This window comes from Pseudomonas sp. BF-R-01 (assembly GCF_019946615.1).
GTDB lineage: Bacteria > Pseudomonadota > Gammaproteobacteria > Pseudomonadales > Pseudomonadaceae > Aquipseudomonas > Aquipseudomonas migulae.
This window is the reverse complement of sequence record NZ_JAGYFX010000001.1, coordinates 45,093-61,059: the sequence shown is the minus strand read 5'-3', so window position 1 is coordinate 61,059 and position 15,967 is coordinate 45,093. Positions and strand designations below refer to the sequence as shown.

The following is a 15,967-nucleotide window of genomic DNA, read 5'->3' as shown; positions in this document are numbered from 1 at the left end:
TGGCTAGCGTTTTATTTAGGAAGGCAACCGGGTTGAGCGCTTCAACTCATCCAGTGTTCCGGTTATGGAAGCCCTCACAATGCTGGTCATCAACTGTGAGCGGCTGACTGAGTCGAGTTGATCGTGAGCGAACCAGGAGGGCAGATTATTGAGCAGTGACACACTGCTTTTGGCCAGAGCTTTCAATTGTGGCGAAACGTTCTGGCAGGCACATTCGGCGAGCAACTGAGCCAAACGGTTTTCATAAATACTCCGCAGGCGTTGAATCGCTTCGCTTTGTTCTTCATCAAGGCAATGCATTTCTCGTTCGGCCACCAAAAAATATGGGGCCATCTTGCTGTGCAGGTTTATGTGCAAAGCGAGCAATTTATGCAATCGATCTCGAGCGCTGCCTCGTGCGGTTGACGTGCGGCTGAGACCATTCACTAAGCATCTGTACAACTCCTCTATCAACTCGAAGAGTAGGACTTGTTTGCTCTCGATATGGTTGTAGAGGGAGCCCGGGGAAAGCCCCATATGGGCAGCGAGCTCTCGCATGCCTGTCTGACCGAATCCACGACTGGCAAACAGCTCCAGTGCTTTCAACCGAGCCTGGTGTGGGCGCATGACGGGGGCCTTGGGCGATCGTTTGAAGGATTGGTCAGTTCCCGGTGCATTTGGCTGCGTGGTCATGTCGATACCTCGTTCTGAGTGGATACTCAATGCGAGCAATGTGGTCCGGTTGCGAGAATTGCTTGCGCTAAACGTATGCTAGCATATTTCATTTTCCTAAATGGAAGCTAGAAATCTTCGGCCAAACGATATTCAGAATGTCCATGCATAAGCGCCAAGCGGCGGTGCTTGGAGTGGTTGCCATTCGTTCCCCAATGATTGCGAGTTTGCAACCGATCAGAGCACTATCGATGGTCCGCTCAATCATCCACCTTCCAGAGTGTTTGCTCATCGTTTACCCATGGGATGTGCAGGTTTCGCGAGAGATACAACCTCTCTGCATGAATCGTATCCTTGCATATCACAAATCGTATGGTAGCATGCGTTAACAGCCTGCCAGTGGCCTGGTCAGCTTTTTCGCCAAGGCGGCCAACGTTGCAACAAAAACAAAAATAGTCAAAGGGGCACACCCATGAATGGTCTCAAGATAAGGGGCAATATGCCCGCTTTACTGGCGGTTTCGATCGCTGCCTTGTCAGATGCAGGCTTCGCCGCGGCGGATTCTATTGATGTCGGGAATCCGGATATCAAGCTGCGCTGGGATAATACGCTTAGATACAATATCGGGATGAGGGCGCAGGGGAAAGAGAAGGCCTTGTCGCAAAGTGCGTCACAACAGATCAGCGACAATAAGTTCGATCGCGGCGATGTGGTCACCAACCGTTTCGACATTCTTTCTGAGATGGACCTGGTCTATAAGGACAGATACGGCGCTCGCGTGTCAGCGGCAGGCTGGTATGACCAAGCCTATGATGACAAAGCCGAAGGCTTGCCGGCCTATCAGGCCGCTGGTTTTCCGGCGGCCTACTCCGACAATAAATACACCGGTAGCGTAAAACGCTATTACATGGGGCCTTCTGGAGAAATTCTCGACGCCTTCGTCTTTGGTGGCATCGATATCGGCAGTACGCCCGTGAATTTCAAGTTGGGACGACACAACCTGTACTGGGGCGAGTCGCTTTTCTCATTTGTTCATGGCGTTTCCTACGCTCAAGGCCCCGTTGATATCCGCAAGGCAACGGCGACTCCTGGTATTGAGGCCAAGGAGCTTTTTCTGCCTTTAAATCAGCTCTCGGTGCAGACTCAGCTCACCGATGACTTGTCGATGGCGGCCTATTACCAGTTTGAGTGGGATTCGAACCGGTTCCCTGAAGGTGGCACCTATTTCGGTACGGCCGATTTCCTGTTCCTTGGCAATACGACTTTCCCGATTGCGCCAGGATTCGGTGTCCCGTTCGAGGGTGATCAGCACACGCCAAAAAATAGCGGGGCCTGGGGCGTCAATACCAAGTGGAAGTCCGATCTGGTTGGCGGCGACGTAGGTTTCTACTACCGCGAGTTCAGCGACACGATGCCTAACGTGGTCGGCGTCTACGACGCGAATGGCGTGCCTACCAGTTTTTATAATAAATATGCTGAGAATGTCCGTCTCTACGGCATGAGCCTTTCCAAGCAGGTGGGTTCTTTAGCGGTGGGCGCTGAACTGGTGCGCAGAGAAAACACTGCACTGAGTTCTATTGGTGGATCGCCTGATTTCGCACGTGGCAACACGTGGCACGGGCTGGTGAACACCATTGCTTATTTTGGTGGAACACCACTGTGGAATTCAGCGGTGTTGCAGGCAGAACTGACCTATAGCCGGCTCGATAAGGTCACCAAAAACAGCGATTTCTACAATGCAAAGGGTAACCCAGGGTGCCCATCCCAAAGCGGCGGTAAAGGAGACGCCAAGGATGGTTGCTCCACTCGCGATGCGCTCGGTTTGCAGTTGGCGTTTACCCCCACCTGGTACCAGGCGTTCGAGGGTGTGGATCTGACCCTGCCGATCACTTACGGAAGAGGGCTGTACGGGACCTCGCCCGTAGCCGGCGGCGGCAACGAAGGCGCCGGGAATTTCAGTATCGGGATCGGTGCAGACTATATGGCCCGTTACAAAGTCGACCTGGCCTATAACGGCTTTTTCGGCCCTATAACCACTAACTTCAACCCAGTCGTCGGCCAGAATACGGTGGCCACATCCAGTGGCGCCACGCCTTTGCTGCGTGATCGGGGTTGGGTTTCTCTAACGTTCAAGACCAGTTTTTGATCCTTGGTGGTATTGGCGGTTGAATGGCTGCACCCGTTTACAGAGTGCAGTCCATTCAAGCGCCATTTGCCATAAGACCGTTTTAGGGTGGAGCAATACCGATGATTCGAGATAGCGATTCTCTGGCATTGGGACTGAGGTGGTCGCGCCGCAGTTTCCTACGTGCTGCGGTAATCGGCGCATGCGCTGTGTCACCCCTGGCCGTCGCATTTACTGCCCCTCTGCAAGAGCCGGCAATGCCCAGTCATTTGATTGTGCACAGTCCTTTATTGGATGTCGTGTGTATTAACAACCGGATCGTGGCAGTCGGGATCCGAGGGACGATCCTGTTTTCCGACGACCAGGGGCAGAATTGGACACAGGCTCAGGTGCCACTCAGTACCGATCTTGTAGCGATGGCTTTTGCCAGTGCTGACAAGGGCTGGGCAGTGGGTCATGGAGGGGTCGTGCTGCACAGCGCTGATGGTGGGCAGTCCTGGCACAAGCAACTTGACGGCTCTGCCGCTTCAAAGCTGGCTATTGAATATTATGAGTCGAACGCCTCATCACTCCCCGATGCCCAGCAGTTTTTGGAGCGTGAACGCTCCCTTGCGGTTGAAGGGGAAACTCAGCCGTTCATGGATGTTTTTTTCGTCGATGAGAGCCGTGGGTATGTAGTAGGGACCTTCAATCGTATTTTCATGACTGAAGATGGTGGCCAGAACTGGCAGCCCCTGATGCACCTCACCGAAAACCCTGGGGAATTGCATTTTTACTCGGTCGCCGGGTTTGACGATCAACTCTATCTGGCAGGAGAGCAGGGAAAAGTCTGGCGTCATGATCCAGTCAGCGGCCGCTTCATCGCACTGGACACCTCTTACTCCGGCACGCTTTTTGGTGTTCTGCCCAGCTCCGCCAATCTGCTGTTGGCATACGGCATGCGGGGGAGCCTGTATCGAAGCATTGATCGTGGGGCGACCTGGGCAAAAATCGATACCCCCCTCCAGAGCGGCATAACGACAACATTAGCTATGGCTGAAGGCCGTTTTTTGATTGCCGATCAGTCCGGCGCGGTTGCGTTAAGCGTGGATGGCGGCCGGCATTTCAAGGCACTGAACGTCGCCAAGCCTATGGCGTATGCAGGTGCATCGGTTTTATCCGATAGCGCGGTGGTCATGGTCGGCGCCTTGGGCGTGCGGATTGAGACGGTTTAAAGGCACTCACGGGCCGCACCCAGACGAGCAGGATTCAAAATGAACTCGATGAGCGAACACAACCAATATGGGGCAATGGAGGTCATTGCCGATCCGCGAGCGTTCGATGAGCGTTCGGGCAATCTACTTGAGCGGCTGGTTTTCAACAATCGGCTCTGGGTGATTCTGGCGTGTCTGGCCATAACGATTTTTTGCGCATCGCAGCTGCGAACACTGGCGGTTGGGGCTAATTTCGAAAAAATGCTGCCTAGTGGTCACCCCTATATACTTAATTACCTAGAGAACCGTAATCAACTGCGGGGGTTGAGCGACTCGGTTCGCGTTGTCATTGAAAATCCCAAAGGAAATATTTTCGCCCCGGATTTTTTGCGGACGATGGCGAAGATCAACGACGAGATATTTTTGATCCCGGGTATTGATCGGGCCTGGATGAAGTCGATCTGGACCCCTGTGGTCCGCTGGACTGAAGTGACTGAGGAAGGGTTTGTCGGTGGTCCGGTCACACCCAACAATTTTGATGGTTCGCCGGAGTCGATCAATGCACTCCGATTGAATATCGGACGTGCTGGGGTAGTTGGCAGTCTTGTCTCCAATGATTACAAATCGAGCATGATTGTAATCCCACTATTAGCCATTGACAGCGATGGCAAGCCGCTCGACTACCATGCGATATCGTCGGCCCTGGAAAATATACGCAGCAAGTATCAGGGCGACGGCGCTGTCAGTATCCATATTATTGGCTTTGCGAAGTTAGCCGGTGATCTGATCGACGGGCTATTCAAGGTTATGATGTTTTTTGTCGCTGCGGCCATCATCGCCGCAGTGGTCATCTACTTGTTTATCCGTTGCGCGCGCAGCACGGTATTGGTTTTGTTGTGTTCGATGGTGGCAGTGGTCTGGCAGCTCGGCTTCGTGTCTACCTTGGGTCTGCCCCTGGATCCTTTTTCGATCCTGGTTCCGTTTTTGGTGTTTGCCATTGGAGTGTCCCATGGGGCGCAAAAAATGAACGGCATCATGCAGGATATCGGGCGGGGTACTCATAAGTGGGTTGCCGCTCGTTATACCTTCCGGCGACTGTTTCTTGCGGGGCTCACGGCACTGCTGGCCGACGCTGTGGGTTTCGGGGTGCTGATGATCATCGATATCCCAGTGATTCGCGAATTGGCGCTATCTGCCAGCTTGGGGGTTGGCGTATTGATTTTCACCAATCTGATTTTGTTGCCGGTTTTGCTTTCATATTCAGGTGTTACTGCGGCGGCGGCTCGGCGCAGCCTGAAGGAAGAGGGTGAGGAGGGTGCGGGTCTTGGCTTTGGCAGAGTATGGGAACTGCTTGATCGATTTACGGAGCGTCGTTGGGCAATTGGTGCGATTGCAGCGGCTGTGATTCTGGCGGTTCTGGGTTTGATAGGCAGCCTGAAACTGCAAGTGGGTGACCTGGATGCAGGGGCTTCCGAATTGCGAGCAGATTCGCGTTACAACCAGGACAACGCATTCATCACTGCTAACTACGGCATGTCCAGTGATGTCTTCGCAGTGATGATCAAAACTCCTTCTGATCAATGCAGTTCCTACGCCACGCTGACTGAAGCAGATCGTCTAGCATGGACTCTGGCGCAAGTGCCTGGAGTGCAACAGGCAGTATCCCTGGCGGACACTGTGCGTAGCTATACCTCTGGGGCATTCGAAGGTAATCCGAAGTGGATGACGGTGAGCGACAACGCAGGATTGATCGCGCCGCAGATCACCAACGCATTGACCTGGAACTCTGAATTACTCAACGCTGATTGTTCGCTGATCCCGGTTTTGGCGTATCTCTCCGACCATAAGGCTGCCACGCTCCAGCGAGTGGTCACGGCAGCCAGCAGCTTCGCTGCCGCACATGATTCAACTGATCGAAAATTCCTGCTGGCCGCTGGCAATGCGGGCGTCGCAGCGGCAACCAACATCGTTGTACACGAAGCCAACCGAACAATGTTGCTGTGTGTTTACGCAGCGGTTGCTTTGCTCTGCGCGATCACCTTTCGTAGTTGGCAGGCGGTAGTGGTGGCCATTTTACCATTGATGCTCACGTCCATTTTGGCTGAGGCCTTGATGGTCCAACTGAACATAGGCATGAAAGTCGCCACTTTACCGGTAATCGCCTTGGGAGTTGGTATCGGTGTCGATTACGCGCTTTACCTGCTCAGTGTCCAGTTGGCGCAGCAACGAGCGGGACTGCCTTTACGTGACGCCTACAAAAAAGCAGTGCAGTTCACTGGCAAGGTTGTAGGACTGGTCGGCGTGACACTTGCTGCTGGCGTAGTGACCTGGGCCTGGTCGCCGATCAAATTCCAGGCTGACATGGGCATCCTGCTGACCTTCATGTTCATCTGGAACATGTTGGGCGCTTTGATTTTGATTCCTGCTCTGTCGCACTTCCTGTTAAACGATCGCCATAACACCAAGGTTGCTATCGGCGAGTGAACTTACGAAAGCAAATTAATGTTTGAGCAGTCGATATTCCGATCTGTTCCCAGCCATTGTGTTCGCCGATGACGCGGGCAGACGGCGCCTTCAGTTAAACATTAAATAGTCCGGTGCGTGGCGTTGGGCAGGAGCGATATATGAGTCGTGAAGTCGTGGTGTTGAGTGCGGTCCGCACTGCAATAGGCAGCTTCGGTGGAAGTTTGAAAGATGTTCCTCTGAGGGCGCTGGCGACGACCGTAGTGCGAGAGGCATTGCAGCAGTCTGGCGTTGATGCAGAGCGAATAGGTCACGTAGTCATGGGTAACGTCATACCCACCGCGCCCGAAGATGCATACCTGAGTCGGATCGCTGGCGTCGATGCAGGTATTCCTTTTCATGTGCCGGCGTTCAACGTCAATCGCCTGTGCGGATCCGGGTTGCAGGCCATCGTGTCTGCTGCGCAATCAATTATGTTGGGCGATACCGAGTTTGCTGTTGCTGGTGGTGCCGAGTCTATGAGTCGTGGGCCCTACCTCCAGACGTCAGCACGTTGGGGCGCGCGGTTGGGAAATGTAGAGTTTATCGACTATACGCTGGGAGTTCTGCATGACCCGTGGAAGCACAATCATATGGGCATGACCGCTGAGAATGTCGCGCAGCGATTTGGAATTACTCGTGAAATGCAAGACGCGCTAGCGCTGGAAAGTCAGCGTCGAGCCGCTCGAGCGATTGAGGAGGGGCGTTTCACTGGGCAGATTGTGCCGGTGGAGATCAAGACGCGAAAAGGCGTATCGAGCTTTCGCGTAGACGAGCACGTACGCACTGACGTGACGAGCGAACAACTGGCGCGTATGGGGCCAGCCTTCAAACCTGAAGGGGTGGTCACCGCTGGCAATTCATCAGGAATCAATGATGGTGCCTGCGCTTTGGTACTTGCTTCAGCCCAAAGTGCTGAAGCCTTGGGTTTACAGCCTCTTGCGAGATTGGTCGGTTACGCTCATGCCGGCGTCGATCCTGACTACATGGGCATAGGCCCATTGGCCGCAACGCGGATACTGCTGCAGCGAACGGGACTGAAAATTTCTGATCTGGATGTGATTGAAGCCAATGAGGCATTTGCTGCGCAAGCGTGTGCCGTTATTCAGGAATTGGGACTTGACCCGAAAAAGGTCAATCCGAATGGTTCCGGCATATCTCTGGGGCACCCGATCGGCGCTACTGGGGCAATCATTGCAACCAAAGCTATTCATGAACTGCATCGAACCGGAGGGCGTTATGCGCTGGTGACCCTCTGCATCGGTGGTGGGCAAGGTATTGCAGCTATTTTTGAGCGTCTTTAATCAGAGGATAGTTTGGCCATTGGCGGGTCAGGAGGCAGAGGGAGAAGGTTGATACCTCAGTCGTTAGACATAGACGATTTTCGGATCAATTCTGGGTTGGACGTAACCGTTGTTCCAGGATTTTTTTGCGACCGATCCATTAATTAATTTTGGAGAAAAAAGTGCACATTGGTGTTCCTCTCGAAACCCAGACCGGTGAAACACGGGTTGCTGCAACCCCGGAAACCATCAAGAAGCTGATCGGCCAGGGTCATAAGGTCACTGTGCAAAGCGGCGCCGGCATTAACGCCAGCGTTGTCGACAGTGCCTATGAAGCGGCAGGCGCAATTATTGGCAGCGCCAACGATGCGTTTGGTGCCGAGCTGATTCTCAAGGTGGTCGCCCCCAGCGACAGCGAACTGACGCTGATTAAAAGCGGCACCGTTGTGGTGGGCATGCTCAACCCGTTCAGCAACGAAACCATTGCCAAGCTGGCTGAGTGCGGCATTACCGCTTTCGCACTGGAGGCCGCACCACGTACCTCCCGCGCTCAGAGCCTGGATGTGCTGTCCTCCCAGGCCAACATCGCCGGCTATAAAGCCGTGTTGCTGGCCGCTCACCACTATCCTCGTTTCATGCCGATGCTGATGACTGCTGCGGGTACCGTGAAAGCGGCACGCGTGCTGATTCTCGGCGCAGGCGTAGCCGGTTTGCAGGCGATCGCTACGGCGAAACGTCTGGGTGCAGTGATCGAAGCGTCTGACGTGCGTCCTGCGGTAAAAGAGCAGATCGAATCCCTCGGCGCCAAGTTCGTCGACGTGCCTTACGAGACCGATGAAGAGCGTGAATGCGCCGTCGGTGTCGGCGGTTACGCACGACCAATGCCAGCGAGCTGGATGCAGCGTCAGGCCCTGGCGGTGCATGAACGCGCCAAACAGGCTGACATTGTCATCACTACGGCACTGATCCCGGGCCGCAAGGCGCCGACGCTGTTGAGCGCGGAAACCGTGGCACAGATGAAACCGGGCTCGGTGGTCATCGACCTCGCGGCAGCCCAAGGCGGCAACTGCCCGCTGACCGTGGCTGACGAGGTGGTCGTCGAGAATGGCGTGACCATTTGCGGCCCGACCAATCTGGCCGGTGCAGTTGGCGCCGATGCCTCGGCCCTGTACGCACGCAACCTGCTGGACTTCCTGAAGCTGGTCTTCACCAACGAAGGCCAGTTTGAGATCAACCTCGAAGACGACATCGTCGCCGCGTGCCTGATGTGCCGCGACGGCCAAGTCATCCGCAAAAACGCCTAAACAAGGATTCAGACGATGGAAGAGCTTATCTCCCCCGGTATCTACAACCTAATCATCTTCGTGTTGGCGATTTATGTCGGTTATCACGTGGTGTGGAACGTGACACCTGCACTGCACACGCCCTTGATGGCGGTGACTAACGCCATCTCGGCGATCGTGATCGTCGGCGCCATGCTGGCGGCGGCGCTGACCGTGACACCACTGGGTAAAACCATGGGCACCCTGGCGGTGGCTCTGGCGGCAGTGAACGTGTTCGGTGGCTTCCTGGTCACCCGCCGGATGCTGGAAATGTTCAAGAAAAAGGCGGCTCCGGCAAAGGCATCGGCTGTCCAGCTTGTAGTGGTCAATGGAGAGGTGCAGCAAGCATGAGCATGAGCCTGGTCACGTCTCTGTACCTGATCGCCTCGGTCTGCTTCATCCAGGCGCTCAAGGGGCTGTCGCACCCAACCACGTCGCGTCGCGGCAACCTGTTCGGCATGCTCGGCATGGGCCTGGCGATCCTCACTACCATCGGCCTGATCTATAAACTGGGCGCGCTTACTTTTGAGCAGGGCGGGGCTACCGCGGGTATCGGTTATGTCATCGTCGGCCTGTTGGTCGGCGGTACTGCCGGTTCGATCATGGCCAAGCGCGTTGAAATGACCAAGATGCCGGAACTGGTCGCCTTCATGCACAGCATGATCGGTATGGCTGCCGTGTTCATTGCCATCGCGGCTGTGGCCGAGCCACAATCGCTGGGCATCGTTAAACACCTTGGTGATTCGATTCCGGAGGGCAACCGCCTGGAGCTGTTTCTGGGCGCGGCCATCGGTGCCATCACCTTCGCCGGATCGGTGATCGCGTTCGGCAAGCTCTCGGGCAAGTACAAGTTCCGCCTCTTCCAGGGCGCTCCGGTACAGTTCGGCGGCCAGCACAAGCTCAACCTGCTGCTGGGCCTGGCGACACTGGCGCTCGGAATCGTCTTTATGCTGACCGGCAATCTCGGCGCTTTCGCCCTGATGCTGGCCCTGGCCTTCGTGCTGGGTGTGCTGATCATCATCCCGATTGGCGGCGCGGACATGCCGGTCGTGGTGTCGATGCTTAACAGCTATTCCGGTTGGGCGGCGGCGGGGATTGGCTTCTCGCTGAATAACTCGATGCTGATCATCGCCGGCTCCCTGGTGGGCTCAAGTGGTGCGATCCTCTCGTACATCATGTGCAAGGCGATGAACCGTTCGTTCTTCAACGTGATCCTCGGCGGTTTCGGAGGTGCAGCCGACGTGGCCGGCCCTGCCGGTTCGAAGGAAGCCCGCCCGGTGAAGTCCGGCTCGTCGGACGACGCCGCGTTCCTGCTGAACAACGCCGATACCGTGATCATCGTGCCTGGCTATGGCCTGGCAGTGGCGCGTGCCCAGCACTCGCTGATGGAGCTGGCGGAGAAGTTGACACACCGTGGCGTCACCGTAAAGTTCGCCATTCACCCGGTTGCCGGGCGGATGCCGGGGCACATGAACGTCCTGCTGGCCGAGGCCGAAGTGCCTTACGAGCAAGTGTTCGAGATGGAAGACATCAACTCCGAATTCGGTCAGACCGATGTGGTGCTGGTGCTTGGCGCCAACGACGTGGTCAACCCGGCAGCGAAGAACGATCCGAAATCGCCGATTGCCGGCATGCCGATTCTCGAGGTCTATAAAGCCAAGACCGTCATCGTCAACAAGCGCTCGATGGCCAGCGGCTATGCCGGTCTGGACAACGAACTGTTCTACCTCGACAAAACCATGATGGTCTTCGGCGACGCCAAAAAAGTCATCGAAGATATGATCAAGGCTGTCGAGTAACACAAGCATTGTCGTACCGCTCGCCATTGCAAGCAGTAGCCTCCAGTCGTGAAAGCTCACGCCGGAGGCTAGTGATTAGCAATACTGCTAAGATACAGGATGTTAGCGTATAGTAATGGTCGGTGCGCGAATTTCCTGCCCAACACAATAGATATTGGGTCGAGCAGCTTTCTTTAGCGCATACATTTTTTTTTGAATGGAATTGTAAAATGCTAGAGATTGAATCTGCTCAACTCGAAACTCAACCCGTCAAACGCTCCCCGAAAAAAAGCAAAAAAAAACTGGTGAATATTGATGAAAACTGGGATCAGCGCGTCGGATTTCTGATGCACGATGTCTCGCGCCTGCGCCGAATTGTGTTCGATGCCATGATGAAACCTCTTGGCGTTACGCGTTCACAGTGGTGGGTCCTCGCGCATCTTTCGCGTCACGATGGGATGATTCAGAGTGATCTTGCCGATTTGCTGGTGCTGGGAAAGGCGGCATTGGGTGGGCTGGTTGATCGCCTTGAAGCCTCTGAGTTTATCGAACGACGTCCAGACAGTTCGGATCGTCGCGCCAAACGTGTTTATCTCACTCGCAAGGGCAACCAAATGATCAAGGAGATGCATGGGCTGAGCCATGAAATGAGTGAGCAGATACTTGATGGATTCGATCAGGAAGAACGACTGCAATTGGCCGACTTGTTGACGCGGGTTAAGAAAAATCTGCTATTGATCAAAAGCGAAAATGACATTTCGGATTGAACGGGATAGCAGGCCCTGTGGGCCGAGTGTAGCTAGCTGTTTTTGAAGATGTACTCCATCTCTAGATCGAACGGTGCGGGTCGATGAACATCTCGTGTGTAGCGAAAAAATCATCTACCGTGTCATCCTCAAGCATCGATATCAAGATATTCGAGTTGCAGGGGCATGACCGCCCCCATCGTTTCTGTTCAGGCAAAACCACGCTACGATGGGGCAATGTGGCGGGCTATCCGCGGGCGCGAACTTATATCCGTTTTGTGCCGAGTGGATTTCTATAAGAACAAAGTCGCTCCACGCGGCGTTCCTCCGATGGCGTCGTGATTGATACCTTCTCAGCAGTAAAAGCTGTTCTCTGCCAATGCTGGCGCCCCGTTTCTAGCGCCTGACGAAGCGGTCGTCATGGCGCAGTAGTCCACGCACCAAAATCCCGCTAAACCTTCGGCAATCCCCTGGACCGACTCAATCAACGCGAGTTGCGTCCAGCGAGAAGGTGAATTCCATGGGGAAGAGCCTGATGCATTCTGAAGTGAGCTTCACTCTCTCATAAATAATGGGGCTTTTCAGACTAGCTCGGGATAAGTGTTTCCGCCAAAAAGCTGACTGCGGCACTTTTTTTTTAATGGCAGTGCGTAGTAGGAATTCGAAACAAGCGGCAGGCGGCGCAATACGGGGGTATGTATGGAGCGCATCCATTGCTACTGTGATGCTCACGGTTCGTTTCCGGGCTGTCGATCCTTGTAGGTTCAAGTGCGCGCGAGACTCAAACATCTCTAGCATATGGTATTCTACCATTTAAATTTCTTGCGCAGGTTGGCATTGGCCTCGGGTCGGAGGGAAATTGCCAGTCATCCACTAAGGCGCTTCCGTTCAGGGCCGTCGTAGCTGGCTAGCCCATGAACGTCCGAAACTTGAATTCACAACACTCTTCCGGTCTTGATCACTGCACGTCGGTCGACGAGGGGTCATCCTTCTCTCGATTGTTCCACATCAGATGGAGGTGATGGGCAATGGCATCAGCAACGGCACCTAGACGCACTTGGACTCCGGCTGGGAGATTTCTATACACACGGGATGAGCCCTACAGCATGCGCCGAAAGTGGTGCAAGGACATGACAGCATGAAAAGAGTACTACTCATCGGCGCCTCCGGCGGCGTCGGACAAGCCGTCGCCAAGCGGCTGCTGGATAGCGGCTATGAGGTTTGGGGGTCGGCGCACGATGCGCTTGATCTCGAACGGACTCAGCGCGAGGTTCCGAGTCTTCGGCACGGATTTGTCGCCGATTTTTCAAACGCCAATACCGGACGGGCTCAGCTAGCAGTCGCTCTTTCGCAAAGCAGTGCACCGCTTGTTGCGGTGATCGGGTGCGCCGGGATCAGTTCGTTGGGGCCGCTGGAGACCGCCCCATTGGATGATTTGCGTCGAATGATGGAAGTCAATGCGCTGGGCAATCTCGCGGCCTATCAGGTTGCGATCCCGTATCTGCGCGAGACGACAGGGCGGTTCATCTTCCTCAGTTCATTTTTAGGTAAGGTTGGGTCGCCGCTTATGGGTCTCTATGTTGCATCCAAGCACGCGCTTGAAGGACTGGCCGATGTAATGCGGCTAGAGGCTGGTCAGTGGGGTATCCCGGTGTCGCTGATCGAGCCTGGCGGCATCAAGACACCGATGCTCTCGGCATTCAACGATAGTCTCGCCGTCAGGCTGCAGAACATGGGGGAAGAAGAGCGGCGGAACTATGGCCCCTATTTCGAGCAGTTCAAGCAGTTTTCCGCCAATTCGGAAGATGAGCTCCTGACGCCCGATGACGCGGCTAACACGATACTGCAGGTCCTGGAGGCCGTACATCCAAAACCTCGCTACGTCCTCGGCAACGCCGTGGATCTGCTTGAGCAGCGCAGAGTCTCTTCCGACGAGGACATGGATGCCCTATGGAGGAGCCTGATGCCGGGCAATGGCAATCACGCGTCGAATGGAAAGAAGGATATCGTATGAGATAGCCGGCGGCTTTCGCGGCAGGCCATCGCCTGCTCGATGTCGGCCTGAGGGTCCTCAACACTTTGCTGTTATTGACAAGGCGCCTGCTGCTTGCGCTCGGTGTCGATCCCCGCTTTATCACGCGTCAACGCGGCTTTAGCGACTCACGATAAGTTAGGTCCCTGGTCGGCCATCTTTGCTATATTGTATGCAACAATACATTATGCTAGTGTTTGCGTGGTGTGGGTCGTGATTGCAATCGCATTCACCGATGACCTGGCGTGCGTTGCAATCGATGGCCAATGTGTTGAGGAGAGAACATGAATTTCGAGCTCACAGAAGATCAGGTCGCTATTCGCGCCGCGGTAGAGAGCGTTTGCTCGTCGTTTGATGATGAATATTGGCTACGTAAAGATCGGGAGGGTGGTTTTCCCGAGGACTTCTACTCAGCGTTAGCGCGCGAAGGGTGGCTGGGTATTGCAATGCCTTCGGAGTATGGAGGGGCTGGGTTAGGAATTAGCGAAGCGGCTCTGATGATGGAAACCATTTCCGCTACGGGTGCCGGATTGTCAGGTGCTTCTGCAGTTCACATGAACGTCTTTGGGCTGCATCCGGTGGTCGTGCATGGCAATGCTGAACAAAAGGCACGTTGGTTGCCACCCATTATCAGCGGCGAAAATAAAGCCTGCTTTGGTGTCACCGAACCTAACACCGGGCTCAACACGCTAAAGCTCAAGACGATGGCGGTGCGCCAAGGTGACCGGTATGTAGTGAACGGACAGAAGGTGTGGATATCCACAGCGCAAGTGGCGGACAAGATCATGCTTTTGGCAAGGACTACGCCAATCGAGGATGTCAAGACTCCAGGCCAGGGCCTCAGTCTGTTCTATACCAACCTGGATCGTAGCAAGATCGAGGTGCGTGAAATCGAAAAGCTCGGCCGTAAATCGGTGGACTCCAACCAGCTCTTTATCGATGGTCTGGAGATTCCAGTCGAGGATCGCATTGGCGAGGAGGGGCGTGGTTTTGAATATATTCTCCACGGCTTGAACCCTGAGCGTATATTGCTGGCGGCTGAAGCCACGGGCCTGGGCAGAGCGGCGTTGCGTCGAGCTGCGCGATATGCCGGTGAACGTATAGTGTTTGATCGTCCCATCGGAAAGAACCAAGGGATCCAGCACCCTTTGGCCGAGCGCTGGGTTGACTTGGAAGCAGGCACGCTTTTGTACCAGCGCGCGGCCTGGCTATACGATAATGGTAAGTCCTGTGGTGCTGAGGCCAATGCGGCGAAATTCTTTTGCGCCGAAGCGGGATTCCGCGCCTGCGAGACCGCCGTACTCACCCACGGGGGCATGGGGTACGCGAAGGAGTACCACGTAGAGCGTTATTTCCGAGAGGCAATGTTGCCGCGCATTGCCCCGATTTCTCCGCAACTCATCCTGTCGTTCATCGCTGAAAAAGTACTCGGGCTGCCAAAGTCTTACTGATCACTCCTGCCCATGGCGCAAAAACAAGAAAGTGGCAGAGCGATAAAGCGCGTGGACTCGAGATGTCCAGCCTTGTTAATAGGCCCCCTACCGCCTTTATCGCTTTTAAAACTGGGGGAAAGATGAATGTTGTAGCTCCCCCAGCATTGTATTTAGTAATGGAACGTCACGGAATCTCCAATCGCGACGCGATCCATCTTCATGCGATTGCCTGGTGCATGTTCGTCGGGATATCCAAATGAAATTCCAAACAGCATTTTTTGGTCCTCAGAAATACCAAGAATTTCTCTGATAGTTTCGGCAAAGAAGCCGAGCGAGGTTTGAGGGATACCACCAAGGCCGCGCGCAGCCAAGGCAAGGAGAAACGTCTGGGCGTACATGCCGATATCACTAGCCACGCGAACATTGTCACCAAAAGATGGCATAAACAGTAGGGCTACATGCGGCGCATTGAAGAACGAGTAGTTGTGGGCTGCCGCACGGTGGCGGGCTGCTTTATCGTCCCGCGCAACCTCCATGGCCTCATAATAGGCCTTACCTTGAGCGTCCTTGCGGATTCCGTAGACACCATAAAAATGGTTCATGTCGAAAGTGAAGTCTGGGGTGTAGTGTCCTGTATCGTTTTTCGTGAGTATTGCTTTTGATAGCTCGGCGAGTTTCGAGCCTGAAACTATATGCACGTTCCATGGCTGAGTATTACAGTTTGACGGGGCACGCTGGGCGTCCTCGAGGACGCTGATAAGCGTTGACTTCGGGATGGGTGTCGAGAGAAACCCACGATAGGAGCGCCGTGTGCGGACTGTTTCGCTGAATGACAGCGTTTCATCTGTCTGAAGGTTTGGGCTGGATAAAGACGTGGTGCCGATCATGTATTTTGCCTTCCT

12 protein-coding genes are annotated in these 15,967 nt (G+C 54.7%); 10 read left to right on the top strand and 2 right to left on the bottom strand.

Annotated features, from left to right (window positions below; genetic code table 11):
* Positions 1-15 precede the first annotated feature (15 nt).
* A complete protein-coding gene (locus tag KGB27_RS00305) occupies positions 16-672 on the bottom strand; it encodes a TetR/AcrR family transcriptional regulator (protein ID WP_223552391.1) in 657 nt (218 codons plus the stop codon).
* Between the two features lie 451 nt (positions 673-1,123).
* On the opposite strand from KGB27_RS00305, the gene KGB27_RS00300 reads away from it, so the two are divergent.
* The 10 genes from KGB27_RS00300 to KGB27_RS00255 all read left to right on the top strand — a co-directional run bounded on the left by KGB27_RS00300 (position 1,124) and on the right by KGB27_RS00255 (position 15,083).
* Positions 1,124-2,797, top strand: coding sequence for a DUF1302 domain-containing protein (locus KGB27_RS00300; RefSeq protein ID WP_223552390.1), 1,674 nt, complete (start codon positions 1,124-1,126; stop codon positions 2,795-2,797).
* 236 nt (positions 2,798-3,033) lie between these two features.
* On the top strand, positions 3,034-3,990 hold the full coding sequence (locus KGB27_RS00295; RefSeq protein WP_223552389.1) for a WD40/YVTN/BNR-like repeat-containing protein: 957 nt from the start codon (positions 3,034-3,036) through the stop codon (positions 3,988-3,990).
* 48 nt (positions 3,991-4,038) lie between these two features.
* On the top strand, positions 4,039-6,453 hold the full coding sequence (locus KGB27_RS00290) for an efflux RND transporter permease subunit (protein WP_223552769.1): 2,415 nt from the start codon (positions 4,039-4,041) through the stop codon (positions 6,451-6,453).
* Between the two features lie 140 nt (positions 6,454-6,593).
* On the top strand, positions 6,594-7,775 hold the full coding sequence (locus KGB27_RS00285) for an acetyl-CoA C-acyltransferase family protein (protein WP_223552388.1): 1,182 nt from the start codon (positions 6,594-6,596) through the stop codon (positions 7,773-7,775).
* A 161-nt stretch (positions 7,776-7,936) separates the two neighbouring features.
* Positions 7,937-9,058 carry a Re/Si-specific NAD(P)(+) transhydrogenase subunit alpha gene (locus KGB27_RS00280; protein ID WP_223552386.1) on the top strand — a complete coding sequence of 374 codons (1,122 nt, stop codon included), beginning with the start codon at positions 7,937-7,939 and terminating at the stop codon, positions 9,056-9,058.
* A gap of 15 nt (positions 9,059-9,073) precedes the next feature.
* The gene (locus KGB27_RS00275; RefSeq protein ID WP_223552381.1) at positions 9,074-9,427 is read left to right on the top strand and encodes an NAD(P) transhydrogenase subunit alpha; all 354 of its coding nucleotides are present in this window, start codon (positions 9,074-9,076) and stop codon (positions 9,425-9,427) included.
* Entirely contained in the window at positions 9,424-10,875 is a 1,452-nt protein-coding gene (locus KGB27_RS00270; protein WP_223552376.1) for an NAD(P)(+) transhydrogenase (Re/Si-specific) subunit beta, read from the top strand. Before KGB27_RS00275 ends, KGB27_RS00270 begins: the two co-directional genes overlap by 4 nt.
* Positions 10,876-11,084: 209 nt before the next feature.
* Positions 11,085-11,621, top strand: a complete 537-nt coding sequence (locus KGB27_RS00265; RefSeq protein ID WP_223552375.1) for a MarR family winged helix-turn-helix transcriptional regulator — start codon at positions 11,085-11,087, stop codon at positions 11,619-11,621.
* A 1,117-nt stretch (positions 11,622-12,738) separates the two neighbouring features.
* A complete protein-coding gene (locus KGB27_RS00260; RefSeq protein WP_223552374.1) occupies positions 12,739-13,614 on the top strand; it encodes an SDR family NAD(P)-dependent oxidoreductase in 876 nt (291 codons plus the stop codon).
* A 302-nt stretch (positions 13,615-13,916) separates the two neighbouring features.
* Complete coding sequence (locus KGB27_RS00255) at positions 13,917-15,083, top strand: acyl-CoA dehydrogenase family protein (protein WP_223552373.1); 1,167 nt, start codon at positions 13,917-13,919, stop codon at positions 15,081-15,083.
* A gap of 152 nt (positions 15,084-15,235) precedes the next feature.
* Here KGB27_RS00255 and KGB27_RS00250 read toward each other — a convergent pair whose 3' ends face one another.
* Complete coding sequence (locus KGB27_RS00250; RefSeq protein WP_223552372.1) at positions 15,236-15,952, bottom strand: nitroreductase; 717 nt, start codon at positions 15,950-15,952, stop codon at positions 15,236-15,238.
* Positions 15,953-15,967: the final 15 nt, after the last annotated feature.

What these genes read in the sequence shown, in the direction of transcription:
- KGB27_RS00290 (WP_223552769.1), top strand. Translation starts at nt 4,039, where the DNA reads ATGAGCGAACACAACCAATATGGGGCAATGGAGGTCATTGCCGATCCG.
- KGB27_RS00275 (WP_223552381.1), top strand. Translation starts at nt 9,074, where the DNA reads ATGGAAGAGCTTATCTCCCCCGGTATCTACAACCTAATCATCTTCGTG.
- KGB27_RS00255 (WP_223552373.1), top strand. Translation starts at nt 13,917, where the DNA reads ATGAATTTCGAGCTCACAGAAGATCAGGTCGCTATTCGCGCCGCGGTA.
- KGB27_RS00305 (WP_223552391.1), bottom strand. Translation starts at nt 672, where the DNA reads ATGACCACGCAGCCAAATGCACCGGGAACTGACCAATCCTTCAAACGA.
- KGB27_RS00250 (WP_223552372.1), bottom strand. Translation starts at nt 15,952, where the DNA reads ATGATCGGCACCACGTCTTTATCCAGCCCAAACCTTCAGACAGATGAA.
- KGB27_RS00270 (WP_223552376.1), top strand. Translation starts at nt 9,424, where the DNA reads ATGAGCATGAGCCTGGTCACGTCTCTGTACCTGATCGCCTCGGTCTGC.
- KGB27_RS00300 (WP_223552390.1), top strand. Translation starts at nt 1,124, where the DNA reads ATGAATGGTCTCAAGATAAGGGGCAATATGCCCGCTTTACTGGCGGTT.
- KGB27_RS00285 (WP_223552388.1), top strand. Translation starts at nt 6,594, where the DNA reads ATGAGTCGTGAAGTCGTGGTGTTGAGTGCGGTCCGCACTGCAATAGGC.
- KGB27_RS00260 (WP_223552374.1), top strand. Translation starts at nt 12,739, where the DNA reads ATGAAAAGAGTACTACTCATCGGCGCCTCCGGCGGCGTCGGACAAGCC.
- KGB27_RS00295 (WP_223552389.1), top strand. Translation starts at nt 3,034, where the DNA reads ATGCCCAGTCATTTGATTGTGCACAGTCCTTTATTGGATGTCGTGTGT.
- KGB27_RS00265 (WP_223552375.1), top strand. Translation starts at nt 11,085, where the DNA reads ATGCTAGAGATTGAATCTGCTCAACTCGAAACTCAACCCGTCAAACGC.